The 22,375-nt window shown below is 41.6% G+C and carries 20 protein-coding genes and 4 tRNA genes; 8 read left to right on the top strand and 16 right to left on the bottom strand.

Going from position 1 to position 22,375, the window contains the following annotated elements:
• Positions 1–39: 39 nt before the first annotated feature.
• The 5 genes from lonB to VZF35_RS17105 all read right to left on the bottom strand — a co-directional run bounded on the left by lonB (position 40) and on the right by VZF35_RS17105 (position 7,426).
• Positions 40–1,785: an ATP-dependent protease LonB gene (lonB, locus tag VZF35_RS17125; protein ID WP_407306816.1), complete on the bottom strand. Its 1,746-nt coding sequence runs from the start codon at positions 1,783–1,785 to the stop codon at positions 40–42.
• Positions 1,786–2,032: 247 nt separating this feature from the next.
• Positions 2,033–3,298 carry an ATP-dependent Clp protease ATP-binding subunit ClpX gene (gene clpX / locus VZF35_RS17120; RefSeq protein ID WP_407306814.1) on the bottom strand — a complete coding sequence of 422 codons (1,266 nt, stop codon included), beginning with the start codon at positions 3,296–3,298 and terminating at the stop codon, positions 2,033–2,035.
• A gap of 41 nt (positions 3,299–3,339) precedes the next feature.
• The gene (gene tig / locus VZF35_RS17115) at positions 3,340–4,623 is read right to left on the bottom strand and encodes a trigger factor (protein ID WP_407306813.1); all 1,284 of its coding nucleotides are present in this window, start codon (positions 4,621–4,623) and stop codon (positions 3,340–3,342) included.
• Between the two features lie 344 nt (positions 4,624–4,967).
• Positions 4,968–6,233, bottom strand: coding sequence for a polysaccharide deacetylase family protein (locus VZF35_RS17110; protein ID WP_407306811.1), 1,266 nt, complete (start codon positions 6,231–6,233; stop codon positions 4,968–4,970).
• 41 nt (positions 6,234–6,274) lie between these two features.
• Entirely contained in the window at positions 6,275–7,426 is a 1,152-nt protein-coding gene (locus tag VZF35_RS17105) for an MGDG synthase family glycosyltransferase (protein ID WP_407306809.1), read from the bottom strand.
• Positions 7,427–7,661: 235 nt separating this feature from the next.
• Between VZF35_RS17105 and VZF35_RS17100 the strand changes: the two genes are divergently transcribed.
• The 6 genes from VZF35_RS17100 to VZF35_RS17075 all read left to right on the top strand — a co-directional run bounded on the left by VZF35_RS17100 (position 7,662) and on the right by VZF35_RS17075 (position 10,662).
• Complete coding sequence (locus VZF35_RS17100) at positions 7,662–8,339, top strand: DUF421 domain-containing protein (protein ID WP_407306807.1); 678 nt, start codon at positions 7,662–7,664, stop codon at positions 8,337–8,339.
• Positions 8,340–8,393: 54 nt separating this feature from the next.
• On the top strand, positions 8,394–8,750 hold the full coding sequence (locus VZF35_RS17095) for a DUF4363 family protein (RefSeq protein ID WP_407306805.1): 357 nt from the start codon (positions 8,394–8,396) through the stop codon (positions 8,748–8,750).
• A 439-nt stretch (positions 8,751–9,189) separates the two neighbouring features.
• The gene (locus VZF35_RS17090; protein WP_407314883.1) at positions 9,190–9,342 is read left to right on the top strand and encodes a hypothetical protein; all 153 of its coding nucleotides are present in this window, start codon (positions 9,190–9,192) and stop codon (positions 9,340–9,342) included.
• Between the two features lie 88 nt (positions 9,343–9,430).
• A complete protein-coding gene (locus VZF35_RS17085) occupies positions 9,431–9,880 on the top strand; it encodes a hypothetical protein (RefSeq protein WP_407306803.1) in 450 nt (149 codons plus the stop codon).
• A gap of 153 nt (positions 9,881–10,033) precedes the next feature.
• Positions 10,034–10,189: a hypothetical protein gene (locus VZF35_RS17080; RefSeq protein WP_407306801.1), complete on the top strand. Its 156-nt coding sequence runs from the start codon at positions 10,034–10,036 to the stop codon at positions 10,187–10,189.
• A gap of 119 nt (positions 10,190–10,308) precedes the next feature.
• Positions 10,309–10,662, top strand: coding sequence for a hypothetical protein (locus VZF35_RS17075; protein ID WP_407306799.1), 354 nt, complete (start codon positions 10,309–10,311; stop codon positions 10,660–10,662).
• Between the two features lie 57 nt (positions 10,663–10,719).
• On the opposite strand, the gene VZF35_RS17070 is transcribed toward VZF35_RS17075, so the two are convergent.
• The 3 genes from VZF35_RS17070 to VZF35_RS17060 form a co-directional block, all read right to left on the bottom strand.
• A complete protein-coding gene (locus VZF35_RS17070) occupies positions 10,720–12,333 on the bottom strand; it encodes a cell wall-binding repeat-containing protein (RefSeq protein ID WP_407306797.1) in 1,614 nt (537 codons plus the stop codon).
• Positions 12,334–12,645: 312 nt separating this feature from the next.
• Positions 12,646–12,804: a hypothetical protein gene (locus VZF35_RS17065; RefSeq protein ID WP_407306795.1), complete on the bottom strand. Its 159-nt coding sequence runs from the start codon at positions 12,802–12,804 to the stop codon at positions 12,646–12,648.
• A gap of 389 nt (positions 12,805–13,193) precedes the next feature.
• Positions 13,194–13,760: a hypothetical protein gene (locus VZF35_RS17060; RefSeq protein ID WP_407306793.1), complete on the bottom strand. Its 567-nt coding sequence runs from the start codon at positions 13,758–13,760 to the stop codon at positions 13,194–13,196.
• A 657-nt stretch (positions 13,761–14,417) separates the two neighbouring features.
• Here VZF35_RS17060 and VZF35_RS17055 point away from each other — a divergent pair.
• Entirely contained in the window at positions 14,418–14,777 is a 360-nt protein-coding gene (locus VZF35_RS17055; protein WP_407306791.1) for a hypothetical protein, read from the top strand.
• A 5-nt stretch (positions 14,778–14,782) separates the two neighbouring features.
• Positions 14,783–15,244 (top strand): hypothetical protein, encoded by a 462-nt coding sequence (locus tag VZF35_RS17050; RefSeq protein WP_407306789.1) that lies wholly within the window; start codon positions 14,783–14,785, stop codon positions 15,242–15,244.
• A 97-nt stretch (positions 15,245–15,341) separates the two neighbouring features.
• Here the strand turns inward: VZF35_RS17050 and VZF35_RS17045 are convergent.
• The 8 genes from VZF35_RS17045 to VZF35_RS17010 form a co-directional block, all read right to left on the bottom strand.
• Positions 15,342–15,424 (bottom strand) — tRNA-Leu (locus VZF35_RS17045).
• A 74-nt stretch (positions 15,425–15,498) separates the two neighbouring features.
• Positions 15,499–15,798, bottom strand: coding sequence for a hypothetical protein (locus VZF35_RS17040; protein WP_407306787.1), 300 nt, complete (start codon positions 15,796–15,798; stop codon positions 15,499–15,501).
• A gap of 113 nt (positions 15,799–15,911) precedes the next feature.
• Positions 15,912–16,568, bottom strand: coding sequence for a TVP38/TMEM64 family protein (locus VZF35_RS17035; RefSeq protein ID WP_407306785.1), 657 nt, complete (start codon positions 16,566–16,568; stop codon positions 15,912–15,914).
• A gap of 600 nt (positions 16,569–17,168) precedes the next feature.
• Positions 17,169–20,303, bottom strand: coding sequence for an efflux RND transporter permease subunit (locus VZF35_RS17030; RefSeq protein ID WP_407306783.1), 3,135 nt, complete (start codon positions 20,301–20,303; stop codon positions 17,169–17,171).
• Positions 20,300–21,508 carry an efflux RND transporter periplasmic adaptor subunit gene (locus VZF35_RS17025; protein ID WP_407306781.1) on the bottom strand — a complete coding sequence of 403 codons (1,209 nt, stop codon included), beginning with the start codon at positions 21,506–21,508 and terminating at the stop codon, positions 20,300–20,302. Before VZF35_RS17025 ends, VZF35_RS17030 begins: the two co-directional genes overlap by 4 nt.
• A gap of 333 nt (positions 21,509–21,841) precedes the next feature.
• Positions 21,842–21,917 (bottom strand) — tRNA-His (locus VZF35_RS17020).
• 22 nt (positions 21,918–21,939) lie between these two features.
• Positions 21,940–22,016: transfer RNA gene (locus tag VZF35_RS17015), tRNA-Arg, on the bottom strand.
• A gap of 60 nt (positions 22,017–22,076) precedes the next feature.
• A tRNA-Pro gene (locus VZF35_RS17010) sits at positions 22,077–22,154 on the bottom strand.
• Positions 22,155–22,375 lie beyond the last annotated feature (221 nt).

Raw genomic sequence — 22,375 nt, 5'->3', positions numbered from 1 at the left:
CACACTACAGCTAGTGTGCCAAACTTATCTTATACTATTCTAACATGTTTTGCCTCGTTCAGGCAAATTTACAGCCGCATTGTTTACTACTTTATTGACGGCAAAATCTAAGCAGCTTAAAACTTCTTCAAGAGGCGGACGCATTTCGGTTTTTTCTAGTTTTATTCCGGAAGGCATGGAAAGTTCTAAAACCTGAGTGAGGTCTTCCACAGGAATAACCTCTATACCGCCCTCAAACTCTGCAAAACGTTCCTGCCAATTTTCTTTAGGAATTAAGACTCGTTTACACCCCGCCTGCTTCGCTGCTTCAATCTTGGCAGCGACGCCACCGATAGGCTTTACTCGTCCACGAATTGACAGTTCTCCTGTCATGGCTAAATAATTGTCTACCTTCTTTTGGAGAATTGCTGAAATGGTCGCAGTCGCGATGGCAATCCCTGCTGAGGGCCCATCTATGGGGACCCCGCCTGGGAAATTAACATGGAGATCATAATTTACAGGCTGAATTCCAAGTTGTCGTCTTAAGACTGTTAGAACATTTTCTACAGAACTGCGGGCCATGCTCTTACGCCGAATTTTTTTTCCTTCACTCCCTTGCTCTTCTTCCTCAACGATTCCTGTCACGAGAAGAGCTCCGGTGCCTGGAGCAACAGGTAGAGCAGTCACTTCCAATTCTAATAAGGCACCCATGTTGGGTCCATAAATGGCTAAACCGTTGACCACCCCGACGCTGGCTTCCGTTGGAACTTTCCTCTCAGGACGGGGAGTATACTGACCTGTTGTAACCACCCATTCTACGATTTCCACATCCACTTCGGTCAATTGATCTGTCAAGGCGACTCCTGCGGCTAATTGAACCATATTGACGGCTTCTCGTCCGTTCGAAGCAAATTGCTTAATTACCTCAATGGCTGCAGGAGTAAAGGTCATATCCATTTTAGCTGCAGCTACGCGGGCTATCTCCGCAATTTCCTCAGGGAGCAAACCTCGGAAGTAAACTTCCATACATCGAGATCGAATCGCCGGTGGAATTTCCTCCGGACTGCGAGTGGTTGCCCCTACTAGGCGAAAATCCGCCGGGAGCCCGTTCTGAAAAATATCATGGATATGTTGGGGAATATTCGGATCCTCTGAACTATAATAAGCACTTTCCAGGATCACCTTTCGATCCTCCAACACTTTCAAGAGCTTATTAATTTGGATTGGATGGAGCTCCCCTATCTCATCGATGAACAGTATACCGCCGTGGGCTTTAGTGACAGCTCCCTGCTTTGGCTGAGGGATTCCGGCTAACCCCATAGCACCGGCCCCTTGGTAGATAGGATCATGCACTGAACCAATCAAAGGATCGGCAATCCCCCGCTCATCGAAACGCGCTGTTGCACCATCAATTTCTGTGAAACAGGCATGTTCTTTAAAGGGAGAGAGGGGATTCTTCTTAGCCTCTTCTAAAATCAAGCGAGCAGCTGCAGTTTTCCCAACACCCGGAGAACCGTAAATTAGCACATGCTGCGGATTGGGACCGCAAAGGGCTGCTCTTAAGGCCTTAATGCCTTCTTTCTGACCGATAATTTCATCAAAATGAATAGGGCGAGTTTTTTCAGATAGTGGAGTGGTTAAGGCTACTTTACGCATCTTTTGTAACTTTTCAAGTTCTTTACGTGATTCTCGTTCAACGGAAACCTTATTCCCCTGTTGTGACTTGAGCATTCCCCAAAAATAGAGCCCGATGACAACAGCGAAAACCAACTGAACGACCATGACTATTCCGCTCAGTCCATTCATACACTCATTTCCTCTCAGTGATTTCTCACTGTTAGTATTGCCATGGTGCAAAAATTAAAACATTCTATTTCACAAAGTATAAAATTAATGGAAAAGGCTGTAACAAAACCAGAAAACTGGTTTTGTTACAGCCCTGCTATAGTCATTATTTGTTATCATCCACCGCTATTGGGACTACTTACTTGCTGATCGTATCGTCTATCTCACCTTAAGCTGGTTCTAAATGGTTCAGAGCCTTCAGCTTCTCTTAAGCGGATTCTTCCTTCTTGCTTTTTTTAACCTTATCGGCCATGACAAGCATTGGCTCTTCTTTCTTTAGAACCACTTCTTGGGTTACGACACACTTTGTGACATCGCTGCGCGAGGGCAGATCATACATCACGTTCATCATAAGTTCCTCAACAATAGCCCTCAAGCCTCGTGCTCCGGTGTTTCGCCGAATGGCCTCTTCGGCTATGGAAGTCAGAGCAGTATCTTTGAATTCTAATGTAACACCGTCCAATTCCATGAGCTTTTGATATTGTTTAACCAGAGCATTTTTAGGTTCCGTCAAAATACGAACTAAAGCTGCTTCATCCAAGGCCTCCAAAGTTACGATCACAGGAAGACGTCCTACGAACTCTGGAATCAGTCCATACTTTTGAAGGTCGGCGGGCAAAATCCCTTTGAGTACTTCCCCGATTTTCATATCCTTTTTATTTTGGATATTCGCTCCAAAACCCATGGTCTTTTCCCCAACACGATTTTGAATGATCTTTTCAATCCCATCAAAAGCGCCACCCACAATAAATAGGATATTTGTGGTATCTAGTTGAATAAATTCCTGATGGGGATGCTTACGACCACCTTGTGGGGGAACGCTGGCAACGGTTCCTTCGAGAATCTTCAGTAGAGCTTGTTGAACTCCTTCTCCAGATACATCCCGAGTTATTGAAGGATTTTCGGATTTACGAGCTATTTTATCGATTTCGTCGATATACACAATACCCTTTTCTGCTTTTTCAACATCATAGTCAGCGGCTTGGATTAACTTTAGCAGAATATTTTCGACGTCCTCGCCTACATAACCTGCTTCAGTAAGTGACGTGGCATCCGCAATAGCGAAGGGAACATTAAGAACCTTAGCTAGAGTAGAGGCCAGCAAAGTTTTTCCCGAACCCGTAGGGCCCAGCATGATAATGTTGGATTTTTGTAATTCCACATCATCGATTTTCATACCTAGGTTTATTCGCTTGTAATGATTGTATACCGCCACGGAAAGTGCCTTTTTGGCTTGTTCTTGACCAATGACGTATTGATCAATAATCGCCCGAATCTCCTTAGGCTTCAGGATGTCCCCAATTTCTACGCCAAGATCGTCGGTAAGCTCTTCCTCAATAATTTCATTACAAAGTTCAATACATTCATCGCAAATATAAACGCCCGGGCCAGCAACCAGTTTCTTGACCTGCTCCTGGGTCTTACCGCAAAATGAACACTTTAGTTGATTTTTATCGTCGGTGTACTTTGCCATCCTCTCACCTCTATACCTCAGAATTTCCCTTAAGGCGTAGTTTAGGCGTTCTGTTCTGCTAAAAAGTTGACAGTTTTCTCTTGAATTAAATTTTTTCTAAAGAAATCCATCTGCCCACGCTCTATAAGGGATTGTTTGAGCAATGCAGGGTCTTGTTTAAAACGCTCACCAAGTTTTTGGATTCCTTCGTTTACTTCGTCTTCTGTAACCACAATTCCTTCTGCTTTGGCGACAGCTTCTAAAACTAAATCACTTTTTACGCCTTCCACAGCTTGTGGACGTAGTTGTTCCCGCATTTTTTGCTCAGATGAGTTAGTAAACTGATAGTACTGATCCATTGTCATTCCTTGCGCAATAAGATTGTTGTTCAATTCTTCGAACATGTCGTTAATTCGTTCCGTAAACATAACTTCTGGAATTTCGACGCTGGCATTGTCTACCACTTTTGTAATGACCGTTTTTAGGTAATCGTCTTTAACTTTTGCCTCACCGATCTTCATTAATTTATTCCGCAAATCGGTTTTCAATTCATCCAAAGTTTCAAATTCGCTGACATCTTTTGCAAATTCATCATCCAATGGTGAGAGTTCCTTACGTTGGATTTTTTTGATATCAGTTTTGAAAACAGCCTTTTGCCCTGCTAGCTCTGCACTATGATATTCATCAGGGAAGGTAACGTTGACATCTACATGTTGTCCAACTTCGGTTCCAATAAGGCCTTCTTCAAAGCCTGGAATAAAAGTTCCCGAGCCGATAACAAGCTCATAATTCTCTGCTTTACCACCTTCAAAAGGAGCGTCATCTTTAAAGCCCTCAAAGTCAAGGGTAACGATATCTCCATTTTCAACTTTGCCATCTTCTAACGTTAAGAGCCGAGCGTGCTGTTGTTGTCTGCCTTTCAATTCTTCCATAACTTGCTCTTCTGTCACAGTGGCAGCATCTTGTTCAATATGGAGGCCTTTATACTCGCCCAATACTACCTCTGGACGAACGACAACTTTTGCTTTAAAAATCAGTTCTTTACCTTCTTCGATTTGTACCAATTCCACGTCAGGACGATCAACGGGATTGATCCCGCTTTCTGCCACAGCTTGAGCGTAAGCTGGCCCGATGACATGATCGAGAGCTTCATCATACAGAGCAGCTTTGCCTACGTGCAGTTCCACCATTCTGCGAGGAGCCTTTCCTTTGCGGAAACCGGGAACATTCACTCTTTTAGCCAAGCTTTTGGCCGCTTGGTTGACCGCATTAACAAACTTTTCTGCTTCAACTGTGACTTCCAAAGCCACGACATTTTTTTCAACGTTTTCTACTGAGACTGACATATATTCTCCCCCTTAAAACACTATTTACTCTATGTGCAAGGCAACTGTGGGATACTTCGATAGTCTTACCGTTTTTTTAGACTACAAACCCCGCTTAAGCCAAATACATCCCTAAAAATCCGATTTTATGCATTAAACCTTAAATCTGCCTAAGGGGGAACATGCCGTTCCCCCTTTATCACAAAGTCCCTGTAAAATGACAAAAAATCGATCCAAAAAATTTACTAGCCAATTATACCAGACTTAGACGCTGTAATCAAATAGAAGACAAATAAGCAGCTATTTACTCTCATTCTTTACTCTCTTTTTTGAGAATAGTAAATAGCCATTAACTTTTTTAAATATTAGGGCTTACTAGAATTTAGTTCGGGCGCTGCGTAGGAAAGCAACTTGCTGCGGCTGATCCAAACCAGCTTCGTCTTAGTCCCTAAACGCTCGTTTCCACGCTCTTTACCAGCGGGATGATACACTCGCATAATCATCCTCTGCAGCCAAGCGATGCCTTTGCTGTTCCATGTTTCAGGCAATTCTTGAACTTCAAATCCAAATCCTTTAACCGCCCGATACAGCAACGTTTCACCCATAAAAACCTTAATGTTCGAATATCCCGGATTGTTGATGACATATTGAGCCAGATCCGGCATAGATGCTCGAGCTTGACGCAGGGCTTTGAGCGCCGTTTTCTGGATATCTCGGCCTTTAGCCTGGAGGCGAATATTATCCAGATGAATTTCTGCTACCGGATCTCCTTTTTCTGCTAAGAGCTTTCCATCTTCAGCATAGAGGTTTGGTCCATTATAAACTGTTTTTTCCAAACGAAAAATATTGGTGGCATTGACCCGCTCTACATGATGTTTTATGGCATAATAATGCTCCCATTTTTCCCATACTCGAAATATTAAACGTTGTCCAAAGGACCAATCAGGAAATTCAAGCGGTACAAAGGGCAATTTCAAGTCCTGTACAACCCGTTTGCTTAAAAGTTCCAAGGCAAGAAGAGTATTTTCCGGAGCCCCACTGTCACCGCCGCTATCATGCAGAACCACAATAGATCCCTCATTAATCTTCTTTATTATACGAGCAGCTATTTCTTCAGGAGAACGACGTACTTCCCAATCGTGTCCTTCCACATTCCATAAGACTGCTCTCATAGTATGCCTTTTTAGCCACCACCATGTTACTAGGTTAAATGTCCCCCAAGGCGGGCGCATCCAAGCTATTTTTTGGTCTGTAAGCCGCTCCAATAAGCATAAGCTTTCTGTCCATTCTCGCCAAGTTTTCCAGGGTGAAGTAAACCAAGCATAGCGATGGCTGAGAGAATGAACGCCAAGTTGATGCCCCTCCTCAGCTATTAATCTGGTCAATTCCGGATATTTCTCCGCTTTTTCAGCAACAACGAAAAAAGTCGCAGGAATGTTATATTGTTTTAAAATCTGCAACAAACGGGGAGTAACCATTGGATCAGGTCCATCATCAAAGGTCAGAGCTACGCCAGAACTATATTGGCGCTTCCAGCTCCCAATACCCAAACGATGGAGCAACAGGTCCGGGATCACGGTATAAACTGCTAAAATTAAGATCAAGCAAAACAATACATTCTCCCAGACCATGTTCTATCTCTCCATCTTCTTACAATTTCTTGTGCTATTTTCTAGCCAATCCTTTGAATGTTGCGCCGATCTTCCACAAGCTGCAGGATTCCCTCCACAGCAAGTTCTGCAGCACGGCCTGGAACTGCTTTGGCTGCTGCTGTGCGCATCCCTTCCAAGTCTTCAGGATGTTCTAACAGATTAAAAATGATCTTCTCCAACTCTTCTTCGTTCTGAGCAACCCGCCCTGCCCCGATCTCTTCGAGATAAAGAGCGTTTTCTTCTTCCTGACCGGGAATCGGTTTAAAGATGACTAAAGGCAATCGCTTAGTCAAAGCTTCCGAAACGGTGAGGCCTCCTGCTTTAGTAATAATCATATCTGCTGCGCTCATCAGTTCCTCGACGTTTCTGACAAAACCAAAACGCGCCACAGGGTTCTTACATTCCTCAACCAAAGAATCCAAAGCCTTATATAACTTTTCATCTTGTCCGCAGACAACAATACTTTGTACAGGGATTGAGGTCTCCGAAAGAACTTTGCAGATCCATTTGGCGCCGCCTAAAACTCCATACGCTCCACCCATCACTAATACCGTAGGAAGATCAGGATTCATCATTAACTTCGTTAAGATTTTCTGACGATCCAATTTTGATTCGAACTTAGGGCTTACCGGAATTCCGCTCACCCGAATCGATTGGGGATTGATTCCACGGGCGACCAGCCCTTCATAAACGCTTTCACACCCAACGATATAATGATCAACCCCAGGATGAATCCATTGGCTATGTACTGCATAGTCCGTTACAACCGTCACCAAAGGGACATTTAGGACTCCTTTCAGTCTTTGTTGAGCCAAAACGCCTGCTACCGTAGGATACGTACAAATTACCAGATCAGGTTGCAAAACCTGAATAAATCTCACGAATTCACGACGGCCGAGACCGTTCAAAAAACGTTGAAACAAGGAATCTGGAGGAATTTTGGAAGTGCGATAGTAAAATTTACCCCATAACCTGGGAGTATGCTTGATGAGCTCAATGTAAGTATTTTTGACAACAGAATTAAATGTCTTGCTTAGGAAAGCTCCAAAATCCAGGTGGGTAATTTTAACGTTCGGGTCCTTAGCGCGCAGCGCTTCAATAATCGCGTCTGCCGCTCGCACATGCCCAGCGCCAAACGACGCCGAAAAAATCAGCACATTTAATTGTTCCACGAACAAACCTCCTCGCTGACCGTCTGATCCTTTTCAGAATATACGATTAAGATGGCTAACCATTCTGAACCTCTGTTCTTTACCATTATAACGTGAAATTCACAGTTCACCAAATTCTGGGGGACTCGTAGTTAAATGGGGGATAACTCACATTATTTGGGGTAATATAAATGCTGCCAAATGCTTCGCTCAAACGTTAAGCATTCGGAACATTAAGCCAAAAAGGAGTACGAAAATGATCATTGTTGTGCTCAGAACCTTCATTTTATATGCCCTGGTAATTATCGCCCTGCGTCTGATGGGGAAGAGGGAAATCGGCCAGCTGCAACCTTTTGAGCTTGTTGTCATTATTATGATTTCAGAACTTGCTGCCATTCCCACAGAGAATATCGGCATTCCCCTTCTCAGCGGTATTATTCCCATTATGGTGCTTCTCTTAGCCAATGTTACCTTGGCTTGGATTTCCTTAAAAAGTGAACGGGCTAGGACGATCATTTGTGGTTCACCCAGCATACTTATCGAACGGGGGAAAATCTTAGAACACGAACTGAGAAAAAATCGTTATAGCCTCACCGACTTGCTCGAAGAACTGCGTATAAAGAATGTACCAAACATTGCAGATGTCGAATTCGCTGTTCTGGAAACCAATGGGCAACTAAGCGTTTTTCCCAAATCTCAAAACAGGCCCACGATTCCCAAGGATTTTATGTTAAAAACCCAATACGAAGGACTTCCGTTGACTTTGGTCATGGATGGTGTCTTAAATCAAAAAAATCTTCAGCAAGGAAATAAAGACTTGAATTGGTTTATGAACGAACTTAATAAACGGAATATCAACCGGGTGGAAGATGTTTTCTTAGCCAGCCTTGACACATCGAATACGCTCTTTGTACAGGCTAAGAGTCGATCATAAACTCAAGACAGAAAAGTGAGGCGAAAACTATTGCGCACCCTACCGACGATCTTCATGATATTAGTTTTATTACTTGGTGGTTCATTTGCATCCTATCATTATATCCAAGGAACAACTCAAACTCTGGGCTCTCAACTTGATACCCTCGAGCAATCGATCTCCAGCCAGCAATGGGACGCGGCTGAAAAAGAATTGGACACTGCCCAGCAACATTGGGATAACAATAAGAATTGGTGGACCGTTCTCCTTGATCATCAGGAGGTTGATAGAATCGACCTAAGCTTCAAACGACTCGACAAGTATTTAGTCACCCAAAATCTTCCTCTCTCTCTTGGTGAGCTTTCTGATTTGGAGCTGTTAATCCATCATATTTCAGATTCAGAAAAGCTTACTATTGAAAACATCCTATAACCAAATCGATTTTACCGTAATCATAAATAGGGTGATCGGTTTCATCAAAACCATTGATCGGCCTCTGATATAAAGAAAACTTGGCTGGCGCCCGAAGACACTGTCTTCGCACTTGTTAGCCTCTGGCGAAGGCGGCTGCCTAGTTGCTCTTATGCTTAGAAAGTATATAACGCAAGTTTATACTTTCTGGTTAGTAGAACAAACCTTGTGGGGTTTTAACTTTGGGATAATTAATTTCCTTATTGTTGCAATTTTTCCTTATGTTGCATATTATGAATTATCTCTGATAAAGGAGGAAATGCACATGGCATTTGGAGCTGTTGATGGGGCTTGCGGAACAGGACGTGGTTTTGGTGCTGGAATCGCTGCTGTCGTAGTAATTATTCTTTTGCTTATCGCAATGGGAATCGTATTCTAAATTAGAGAAAGGGGGAAAATAATGATGTACGGAATGGGTTATGGCGTTGGCGGCTACGGTATGGGTGGAGCATGTTGTGCTCCTGTCGCACCTTGTGGTGCCGGTCGTTGTGTTGGCGTAGGTATCATTGCAATCGCAATTTTGATTCTTATCGCTTTAGGCGTTATCTTCTAAAAGAAGTAAGTTTAGGGGGCGTAACGAGACTTCAGTTTCGTTACGCCCCTTCTATTTGTTGAAATCCTGTTTGACATCCCATGTTAAAGTGTTAAAATTTGATAATATTAAAAGAAATGTTGAGGTGATGATCATAAAAAAGTTACTTTATTTTTTAACATTATTAATTTTATTGGTTCCTCTGGTTTCATGTGGTGCTAAAAATCCTCAAGCTAATAATAACGCCAATACCTCAACTGATAGTAAAATAACGTATACTAAGGAATTCTCCTATCTTCCATCTTACTATGGCGCCAACTCAACTACTTACACCCCGTCTAACGCGAAGGAATCCCTCGCTAAAGCAACCTATATCATTCAAAATACAAAAGATACCAAGGTCTTTGAGGATTATGAAGCCCTCTTTAAAAAAGATGGTTGGACTATTACTCAAGAACAACCAGTTGCTAGTTTCTCAGCGAAAAAGGGAAATCATTCAGCAAATATTTTAATTCAAATATTTGGCAGTGATGTAAAATTAACTATCCAATCAAAGTAACACTTCTTAACCAGAGGGACTTCGATTTAATTCGAGGCCCTTCTTTTTTAGATGGACTATCCTATTTTTGTTTATAAAATCTCCCAAACATTATTCTTGTAATTCAGGAAATACTGTAAAGGTAATCAATCAAATTTTAAGGAGGGGTTTTTTTTGAGCAAGAATGAATCAAGAAGAGAAGTTCTAACAAATAAATATCCCGAAGTGGAACAGCATTTTCAAGATATCAAAGACGAGATGTATGAGCCTCAAGTAGAACGATTGGGTGAAACTAAGAAAGAACAAAAAAAGCGAACTAACGCTCAATAAAATAACTAATTCTACATTAAATTAATAAGGAGGGCTAAAATGCTCTCCTTTCCGTTGACATCTTAGCCCAGACGTGTTTATAATTTTGCAGATATCAAACAATTTTTTGAGGTGAGTTTATGAAAAATATATTTTCAAAATTAACGGGTGCGAAAGATACAAGCGCGGCTACTAATGTTGTTACTTCTTATACTAAAGAATTCCCATATCTTCCATCGTATCATTGGGTTCAAGCAACCGAATATACTTCTGCAACCTCGAATGAGCTTCTCGCGAAAGCTAAATACATCATCCATAATTCAAAAGATACCGTCGTATATGATGCTTATAAAGTCATCTTGGAAAGAGATGGTTGGACCATTACTGAGGAAACTCCGGTTATAAATTTCTTAGCAAAAAAAGATCTTCACGAAGCAAATATCTCATTTTCAATTTTTGAAGACGATGTTTTGCTGACCGTTCTATCCAAGTAATTTGAACCTGTATTTTAACAATGATCTTATTTTAGTTGCTAAATTCCCCGTATATTATTAAGTATTGCTTGCAACCTCTACTGTTAAAATTACATAGCCATCATATCCGTCTACCGTACCAAAATAATAATAAGTTCCAGCTTCACTTGTGTCGACAGTAGACACATTCCATTTAACTGCTACGTTGCTTCCGACATTTCCTTTATATACCTTTGCTTTTACGGTTGTCGGTAGCGTATAACTACCATTTTGATTTATAGATATATTTAGGTTATCAATTAAAATAATATCTTTCCCATAATTTCTAGCATAGATTATTTGAGAACAATTATAATCGCCTCCAGATAAATCCCTTAAGTTTATATTCTTAAGACAAATATACTTTAGATCGTCCAGGCATTTCAATAAATTATTACTGTCCAGGTGTAGCGTCGTAAGATTTGAAAAACCTTTTAGGGTGCTAAGATCACTTACTTGATTATTGTCGAGGTAAATAGCTGTTAAATTTGTACAGTTTTCAATACCGCCTAAATCTTTAATCTGACAATTATTAGCGTAAAGGCACTTTATACTTTGGACATCTTCAGTAGTTATATCTCCATTATTTTTATGAATTGTTTTCCTGATTACACTTTGCAGATTTTTATCTTTAAAATTACAGATCGTTTGTGGAGTAACAATTGTTTTATTACTTAAGTCTTGAATTAAACTATCAGAAACAACTGCTGTCCCTCCAAATACATTAATTGAACTTAGTTTTTTTACACACTGTTGATAGTAATTCTTTGTTACATCCTGCGGATCATTTTTTACAAGCATAATAGGGGTATTTAGCTTTGCAGCATATACTGAACCTGTCAATGCATCTGCGAAATTTTCTCCAGTAGCTAGACAAATATTATCAGATTTAAAATAATTTCTAAATTTCTGAATAACGGCTATATTCTTCTCATATTTATCCCTGCCATCAATTCTCTCGGGACTATTAAATTGATAATAAACATTGTCCTTAATAGTATCCGAATCTCCAATTACATAAATTTTGAGGGGAACCATTCTTAGGGCAATAATATAATTCTTGACGCAATCCGGCATACCGTCTTTTGGTACTAATATTATTGGACTTTGGGTTGCTGCTGCAATAGGGGCTATCGATAAAGCATCTGCATAATCCTCACCATTGACTACGAAAATCATAGGAGTGGACGGGTCAATTATCTGCTTAGCCACTTGTATCGCAGTCTCATACCGATCTTGGCCAGCGATGCGATTGGAATCAATTCCCATTGATTTTAATTCCAATTCAATTGATGAAGTTATTACTCCAGTTCCGCCAATAATAATCACGTGCTTAACCTGTAAATTTATCAAGGTTTGTTTCGTTGCGGCCGGCAAGCTATCGCTGGTCGTTAACAGTATTGGCGCATTATATCTACTGGCCAAAGGTGCTGCCGATAATGCATCAGGATAATTCTCACCGTAGGCTAATATTGCGTAATCAGATTGTTTCCAACCACTATTGACAATTGCTGCTGCTGTCGCGTATCTGTCAACACCGGCTAATCTGGTTAATGTTGGAGTTGTGTCAGCTAGACTTGGTATAGACAAAGAAAATATAATAATTAGTGTGAGTAATAGGCTGAAAAACTTCTTGGTCAAAGATGTGATCATTTTTACCCTCCTCATTGATTAGTTATACACACTATATCATGAGTAGCAAGCTTTTTTTGATGATTCTTGTCAACTAATTCAGTTATGGAAAAATTATTATACCCTTCAAAATATAAGACCTCCGCGTCCGGAGATCTTATTATGCAATGTCCTGTAGCCTTCGTCCTTGTCTATAGGGCAAGACTTATGTTATGTCTGCTAATACGCTTACATTTTGCAAAACAGAAAAGATCCCCCTTTCGGAACATCTTTGTTCTCATCTCAGTAAAATTCAGAAAGCCATACAGAGCAGCATGGTTTAGCAAAAAACACTTATGGTCTTATTGGTGCGGTGCCATTAAGTGTTACTTCAATGACGGTGTTTTCGCCTGAGACGATTGTCGAGTGAGTAAATCCGCTGTGTTCGAATAAGGCGATTCCATCAGATATTGGACCCGGGCCTTGAACCAAGATAAAATTACCGGGTTTCAAAATTATCCCTTCTTGTATTGGACATAAGAAAAACGCCCTTCGAATGGCACTTTTATGTAATAAATGTAAATGTTTAAGCTTCTAAATATAATATTTCTTAGGCGGCGACGTGGTGAGAACACAGCACTAAGTACATAGGCCTGTTCTCAGCGAATTCCTTTGCCGGTTCGAATCCAGCCCATCTACCCAGAAGAATAATTTTGCCCCTGGTCAATAAAGACCAGGGGCTTTTAACTTAATGTTGCTAGACAATAACTCTAGTACCGGATAAAATACTCTTTTTGGGTAACCAATTTTGCACAATTTCAATATCTAATTACGGAAATTCCAAAGGGTTATTTTGGTTCATTAAGTATAACGGCACGGTGTTTTCTTTTTATAGTACTTTATTATTGGGCTGAGTCGATTAGGATTGTATCATCTGTTGTATTCGAACTCGTCGTTGTAGTATCTGTCGATGCAGTAACACTACCACCCAAATCCTTCAGGATTGTTTGAGCGTCAGTTATCAGTTGTTTTCTGGCAGCAATTTGATTGTTTAAATCTGTAACGACGGTGTCCTGATCTCCAGCAACGGAATTCAGTGCATTTGCGGCCTGACCGTCCATTTGCAACTTAATATTGTCTTTTTCCAGGTTCAGTCTAGCAGTAAGTGCCTCGGTGTAGTCCTGCACCATTTTAGACTCGTCACTATTTGCAGCTAACAGAGCACTATAATTTTTTTGTGTCAAATCAGCTTTACGTTGTGCTTCATTACTTTGTCTTAAACTGAGTAACTGATTCGCTAAACCTTTGTCAGTCTTAAAAAGTGCGTTGATTTTAGTTGCAGAAGCTGTTTTAGGGCCGCCATAAACTACTCCCGTATGATTATGGGGACCAGCCATAACAGGCACGGCCGAAAACAAACAAACACCTATAACCAATCCTGAGGTAAGTAAAGGTTTAAAATTACGCATTAAACATCTTCCTTTCTTTCGTACAGCTTTAACCAGCCACCTTTTTTGACTCTCAACCTACACTAACATTTCGAACAAAAATTTGTCTATAGTAAATCAGTATATTAGCGATCAATTAATTCTATAAGGAGAGCTAGTCTGTTCATGTTTTTATTTTAAACTATATTTGTTAACCCTTCATAAACTTTATGTAAAGAATACGTTAAACATTGAATAAATATAGAATATTATAAAACCGAAAAAGGATTTAACTTAAATCCTTTTTGCCCCTTTGTCTCAACTCGTTTAATAAAATAACCCAGGGCACCTACTTCGCTGTCACTTCTAGCAGCTTTTTGGGCATAGATTCCAGGGCATAAAAATAACCGTCGAGTAGACGGTTTGTAAAACTTCAGGACTATAATAATGATGAAATAAGATACTCTTCTGAAGGGTATTTTAGATAAGTAAACTAGGCTGAACATGTACGATAGATAAAGCTCCCCTCGAAAGCCAAACCATAAGGTTTCACGATTTAAGATATTATCATGCCTCTTGGCTTTGTGCACAAGGATTGCCAGATAAGTTATGCTGCCGAACGGTTGGGACACGACATACAAACGCTAAAAGCCACCTATCAGCATCTTAGAGTATAACGATTATAATAGCCTTACAACTATGGCCCAAAAAAGCAAAGAGACTTTACAGGTCGAAACAATTCATGTCGCTGCCGATAAAGGCTATGATGATAAAGTTGAAATCGAGCAATGCCTTTTTAATGGGATTATACCGCATGTGGGATTTAAAAATGATAAGACCGAACACCTAATGATTATGGATTACGAAGAGGCCACGATAACAGAACAAGAGCGCGCATCGACTAAGCCTCAGGACATTGAGCGCTGTCTTAAAGCCGGAGTTCTGCCCAACTATTATGAACATACTATCCTGGGCATTGAGGTACAAGAGCAAACCAGTTCAGCTGTTTTACTCGTCATGAGGATGACACGGTTACCTGCCCAATGGGATGTATCCTAACAAGAGTGCGAACCCATGACGATGGCAGCGCGCGCTACCAGAACCGTCTGGCTTGCCGGCAATGCCCTAATCGCTGTACTTCGGGGAAAAATTACAAAGTAGTGAAATTTGGGCCAGGCACTCAGTATGTGGCGGTTTTGATGTATGGGACCGATACAGCGCAAAAAACATTACAGGTGTATCCAACCTCGAAAATTCCCTACAATGCTTTCAAACTCCTTGAGCGCCGGGCCAAGAAAAAAGTGATTCTGCATATTCGGGATGATTTACCAACCCAAAAGCTGCGGTTATGCTTATCGGAGCATCCTTTTGGAACGGTTAAATGGTACCATGGAGCCCACTATCTCTTATGTAAGGGCATAGAAAAAGCCACAGGCGAGCTGGGGCTTAGTTTTCTAGCGTATAATTTGAGAAGGGCCATCAATATGGTAGGAACAAAGAAATTAATAACTGCAATGAGGGCTTAATAGCCTTCTTTTTAATGCCTTTTTGCTAAAAGAACGAGTAAAAACTCTGTATAAAAACACTGAAACCCGCATGAACAGCGGGTTTTTAGACAAATTATGGTGCGGGAGACAGGACTTGAACCTGCACGGTTGCCCACTGGAACCTAAATCCAGCGCGTCTGCCAGTTCCGCCACTCCCGCATGCTAGAAGATCATTAACACTGAGATATAGTACCATAGATCTGGTAAGAAGGCAAGCCTCTATATTAAAATACTTATCCCATGTTTTGCATTAGCCAAAAGTACTCGGAAAGTAAAATGATCAAATCAATTCCGATGAGCAGCAGTAAATTCTTCAACCAATCTTGTGGGTATTTCCAATAGTAAAAGATCATATTAACTACGAGCAAGATAACCGAACTAATACCCCAAATCAAATATAGCCCTGAGTCATGTGAGAACAGATGGATAAACCAGATAATCGGCAAAAATAAAAATATGCCCATAAAGGTAATCATGGTGTATCCAATTAAGCGGCGCAAATCATTAGGATTCGGTTTAGCTCTGCTCAACATTTGGCCCCCTCATTCCATTATGCTTTAATATCAGTATAGCATGATTGGAGTAAGAATTTAAAAGAAAGCTCTAACAGCGGCTCCATGAAGTTTCTTGAACTAACTTTTTGGTACTAGACAACTGCTTTTCGCTTATTGAGGAAATAACCAGTTCCCCAGAATAAAATCAGTGCTCCAAACCCTAAGGCAAGCCAAAGCCAAGTCGATTGAGCGACACCTAAGAATACAAGGGCCGTTCCGACATAATAGGGAATCATGGATAGGGCAGCCGTCCAAAGATAGGTCCAGAACTTCATTGATGGCATTGCGCCTGCTATGTAATTAACGGCAAAGGCCGGAATAGGGAGCAAACGTGCCACCAAAAGACCGAAAGACCCTTTTCCTTTGACCCAATGATCAACTGTGTTAAATCGTTCCGGGGAAATCAGCTTTTGCATTAACGTTCGGCCATAGAAGCGTACGAGAATGAAAATTACTAATGAGCTAAACGTGGAACCCACCCAAGCAAAGAAAACCCCCTCATACACTCCGAAAATCTTCATGAACATGACTACCAAGCCTTCAGACGGTATCGGGGTCATGCAAACCGCCGTCATCAGTAAAACAGCAAAGACAACTCCCCAAGCTCCCCAAGCCTGAATAATAGTGGAAATCCGATTTTGTCGATCAAAATAAAAGAAGGTGGCAATCAAGACAATAAAAACAGCGATAATGATACCCGTCCATCCATACTTGCGTAAATTATGTTGATTTCCCATCGACTGATTCATAGCCTCTTCTCCCCTTTATCGCCGTTGCAAAAAAATCTGACAATTATTGGCCATTTTCCTCACGTTGATACCATCGAATGTTGATCTCCATTTAGTATTGTTCCCTAAATAGGCCTGGTTATGATTGCAATTATCTTAAGGTATGCTTCAGCAAAAGTAATAACGACTACGACTACAATTGAAGTTTCAAGTTCAGTTTCCTTATTCTTTACAATAACTGTGGATAAACACAAAAGCATCGGAAATTACTTCCGATGCGTCTTTTCGTTATGGGGTGGATGATGGGTTTCAAACCCGATGATGCGGGTTTCACGTATTTAACTGTGCAAAATTCTGTCTGCAGCACGCCGGATTAAGATTTCTTAACCTAACCAGATTCTATATTAACGCGAATAAAATTACAAGCCCCTTGAGTTATTATAGTTTGAATTATTTCTAGTAAGCAACAAAAATTCAGTGATTATAGAATATCTTAGCTGATGAGATGGCGAAGTTAAAAGGCCTAGGATAACAAAAATGCTAAGATAATGAATTGAATACAAAAGTAAAAGCTAGCAACTGCCTACTGGAAGTTGCTAGCCAATATTAACGTCGTCTTACTTAACCTGTTACAGTAGGATTTACCTCTACTTCGGAGTTAGTCTTTTTGTGCAGGAAACGATGGAAACGCTCACGGAAATCATGTATGATCGTATACATCACCGGTACGAGCACCAATGTAACCAGAGTAGAAATCGTCAGTCCAAAGACAACAACAGTTGCCATGGGGGCTTGCGCTTCGGAGCCATCGCCATGTCCTAACATTACAGGTAACATAGCCATTACAGTAGTGCATGTAGTCATTAAAATCGGTCGCAAACGAATCGGTCCAGCCTGGCAAAGAGCTTCCTTGACAGATAACCCTTTTTGGCGGAGTTGATTGGTATAATCGACGAGTACAATAGCATTATTTACTACTATACCTATTAACATAATAATCCCAATCAAGGAGTTCATACTCAGAGTTTGTCTCATCACCAGTAAACCTAACATAACTCCCACAAAAGTTGGCGGCAGAGAAAACATAATAATGAAAGGGCTAAAGAGTGATTCAAACTGCCCGGCCATTACCATGAACATCAAAATGATCGACAAGGGCATTGCCATCCCAAGACTTTTAAATGATGAGGCCATATCCAGGGACGACCCTCCAAATGACCAGCTGTAACCGGATGGAAAGCTTATTTGATCCAGCTGGGCTTTTATATCGTTTTGCACTTCCCCAACACTTCGACCGTAGATATCACCAGACACCGTTATCTGGTTCATCTGGTTGGTCCGCGAGATAGATGCGGGGCCGACGCCGGGCTTTACGGTTGCTACAGCGGTAAGAGGCACCTGCTGATTTCCTGAACCCAATAACATAATATCATTAAGATGGGAGAAATCACGGGTATAATCTTCGGACATTTGAACCACAACGTCGACAGCAGTAGATCCAGCTATATAACTGGTAGCCTTGGTCCCACCATAGTCAGCCCGTAGGGTACTTAAGATCTGAGCAATAGTTATACCGTAATAACCTGCCTTTTGACGATCTATGTTAAGATCATATTCCGGCGAAGTCTTTGACGCGCCATTTGTGACATTTCTGGTACCAGACACCTGACTAACTTGATTAACAACTAGATCCCCGAGTTTACTTAAGACATTTAAATCATTACCACTTATATCGATATCGACGCCCGAACCGCTAGACCGACCAATAGTTTGTTGAGTGGCCTGCAGTGTAATTTGAGCGCCGGGGATATTAGCAACTTGTTTACGCAAATCTTCGATAACAGTAAAGACGCTGCGCTTGCGCTGTGCTGAGGGTTTGAGGTTCACTTTAATACTCGCTGTATTGGTTGCCCCCGAACTAAAAGTTCCGCCACCGCTTCCTACAGTAGTATACATGGAATCTGTTTCAGGCATTTTCATGATCGCATTTTCAACTTGACTCGTTATTTTATTGGTTGTGTCCAAATTTGTTCCCTGGGTCAGACTTATTCTAACGGAATACATGCCTTGGTCTAAACTTGGAGTCAGCTCAAAACCAATAAGAGGATAGATCGCGATACTGCTGGCAAGAAGCAAGACTGTAGCTATCAAAACTGTTTTACGATGATTAAGCGCCCAGCGCAAAAGTTTTCCATAACCTAATGTTAACTTATGAATACCGGCTGAGAAAACATAGGCGGGGTTCCAACGGCTTCCTTTGTCCTCGTTTTCGCCGAACCCTTTGCCTCCCATCAACTTGGCCGATAACATGGGTACTAAGGTAAGGGCACCAAACAGAGCCGCAATATGAGAGAAAATAACCGCTAAGGCCATGGGCATGAACATCTGAGATGCTAACCCTTGGATAAAAATGATTGGGGTGAAAACACTAATTTGCGCAAGAGCACTGGCCATAACAGCCGTACCTACTTCGCTTGTGCCCAGTTTAGCTGCCTCACTCGGACCATAGCCGGACTCCCTGAAGCGAAATATACTCTCGATAACGACAACTGCAAAGTCCACCAAAGAACCTAAACCTACAGATAAACCACCTAGAGTTATAGTATTGATCGTTTGGTGGGCAAAATAAAGAGCAGCAAAAGTTGATACGACGGCAATAGGAATCACGATGCCAATTACAACAGTTGTACGTATCTTTCTTAAGAACAACCAGAGGATAATAAGGGCGAACCCACCCCCCATTAAAGTATGGTCTATCACCGTATTGATGGACTGTTTTATAAAAACGGCCTGATCACTAACAACGGACAGCTTTATCCCCTTGGGCAAGGCTTTATTTATGGCAGGCAAAATCTTTTGTAAATCGCTAGAAACCTGAACTGTATTACCTCCGGAAACCTTCATCACATCGAGGGATACACAAGGAACCCCATTCAAGAATGCCTGTGAAGTTATGTCTGCGTAGGCATCTTTAACCTGAGCCACATCCGAAATCTTAATCGTTCCGCCTGAAGGAAGGTGAACCGGAACGTTGAGCACGTCTCCAGGAGTAATAAATTGACCGTTAACATGCAGGTCAATGGTCTGATTTCCCTTATTAACCACACCTGCATCAGACTGCATATTATCGTTTTGCAATGCAGAAATAATCGAAGTCGTTGCCAGATTGTAAGTATATAGCTTGTTCGGATCTACGATAACTTGAATTTGGCGAGCCTTGCCACCGTTTACGTTGACAGCAGAAACACCGTTCACCTGCTGCACATCCGGTGATACTACGTCATTAGCTAGCTGATTTAATTGTTCTACATCGACATTTTTGCCAGACAGGGCAAGGCTTATAATTGGTTGACTATTAGGATCAACCTTCATGAGTGAAGGCACACCCGCATCTGTGGGCAACCCCTTGGCAACCTGATTCAATTTGTCACGCATATTAGCAATAGCTTGATCCAAATTTGCTCCATAGTTAAAATGCAGCATGACGGTAGATTGTCCACTACGGGATGTAGAGTCTACTTCACTGACATCAGACACGGTGCTCATAGCAGACTCTAAAGGTTTTGTAAGCTGCTGTTCAACAACTGAGGGAGAATAACCAGGCCAGGAAACAGATACAATGGCGATCGGTATATCCATATTAGGGTACAGATCGACAGGTAATAAGGGAAGAGTTATTGCACCCAGTAAGATCAATACCACTATAAGCATAGATATAAGGACGGGGCGGTCGACTGAAAGATTCGCAATTTTCATTTTTTAGCCCCCTGCTGAGATTGCTTAGGCTGATTGATTAGTCCATTTTCCCCGGCTTGATCTGCACTTTGTACAACCCTTACTTTAGATCCATCCGAAAGCAGGTCTTGACCAGCAATTACTAAGTTCTCTCCGGCATTTAAACCGCTAGTCACAACCGCCTTATCGCTGTTTACAGCTCCTAATTGGATCAGGTGCATATGAGCAACACCATTATCAACGGTAAATACTTCACTACCCTGAGAAGTTTCAACCACTGCCTGTACAGGAATAATTATACCTGGCTGACTCTTCAAACCGTTAAATTGTACAGTCACAGTCATGCCGGGCTTAATGCTTTGGTTCTGGCTGGCAATATCAATTTGCACAGGATAAGCCCGGCTTACACTATCCATCGCAGGACTTATCTTGCTTACTTTCCCTTGAATTGCATTGGAACTTTGACTATCAAGTGTGATTGACGCCGCTGTCCCTTGTGTGATACTACCAATCATTTGCTCCGGGACATTTACAGAGACATTTAAGGAACTAGGCTGAACGATGGTAAATAAATTGGAAGATGTTGAAACCTGCTCGCCAACTTCGACGTTTTTGGTGGATACAGTCCCATCCACGGGGGAAGTAATGGTTAGCTCATCAATTTGTTGTTGAGTAACTGAGAGAGCAGCTTGGTCTTTATTTATGACCGATTCATCCGCTTGAACCTTGGCATCGGCAGTAGTCATTTTAAGGCGATATTGATCTAGATCTGCCTGTGCAGCTGCACCATTATTAAACAAGGTCTGGTATCGTTGAAAATCTAACTGGGCCTGTTGATATGTAGCCTGGTCGCCAGGTAACTGCGCTTGATCCACCTGAAGCTGGGCCTGATTCTGCGACAGTTGTCTTTGCAAATCTGTAGGGTCTAATGTTGCCAGCACTTGCCCCGCATGTACGTCCTGACCCATGTTGACATTTGCGGTAAGGACACGACCGGCTAATTTTGAACCAATACTAGTTTGTAAATTTGAAGCAACCGTTCCGGTTAGAGTGTTGAGGCTATTTAAATCACCGGTTTGAACCGGCGCCGTTTGCACCGGTATTGCCTGAGGACCACGGGAATTTGGCGTTGCAGCGGTTTGGGTCCCACAACCGGCTAAAGATGTAATGAGCAGCCCAATTGCTAATAACTTAGAATGTTTTTTAATGGTCTCTGAGATGAGCAAAATTATTCCTCCCTTATTTTCCTAAAAGAAATTAAAAAGTTTCCATATAAGCTACAGTACCAGAATATAGAATCGCAACTTGATATCTCAATGTATTATATATCTAGAGCCAGTAGGGTCGTCAAGAAAAGCTAACCAATGCACTACAAGTAAAAAAATGAACGTTAATCGCCCTATTTGAGGATAAACCTTCATGAAACACACCTATTCTAAATATGAAGATTATCTTAAGAATTTATTAAGCTAATGTTATGGTTGCTTAAGTCAACGCCATCAAGAATGTTAGTAAAAAACAAAAGCACCGGAAATTACTTCCGATGCGTCTTTTCGTTATGGGGTGGGTGATGGGTTTCGAACCCACGAATGCCGGAGCCACAACCCGGTGCGTTAACCGCTTCGCCACACCCACCATGGGTAACATTATAATTGGTTGGTGCGCCTGGAGAGACTCGAACCCCCGACAACCTGCTTAGAAGGCAGATGCTCTATCCAACTGAGCTACAGGCGCAGTTTTAGAGTTGCGATTGTCAACCCAGGTTACTCCTAAACCTAAATAAGTTGGGAATAATGGTCGGGGCAGAGGGATTCGAACCCCCGGCCTCCTGCTCCCAAGGCAGGCGCGCTAGCCAAGCTGCGCTATGCCCCGATTGGTGACTTGATTAGTATAGCTTATCTCGATGCATTCGTCAAGGATTAATGTCCAATATTTTTAATAAAATTATTTGGACCGATACGTTAATTTATCCTCTAGTTTAGTTACAAATGCTTGCTGCAGTGCTGTAAGTTTATTTTGCACTATCAGAAAGTATAAACTTGCGTTATATACTTTCTAAGCATAAGGGCAACTTAGCTGCCGCTTTCGCCAGA

The organism is Desulfosporosinus paludis (assembly GCF_045689965.1).
Taxonomy (GTDB): Bacteria; Bacillota; Desulfitobacteriia; order Desulfitobacteriales; family Desulfitobacteriaceae; genus Desulfosporosinus; species Desulfosporosinus paludis.
This window is presented reverse-complemented; position numbering and strand designations above follow the sequence as displayed.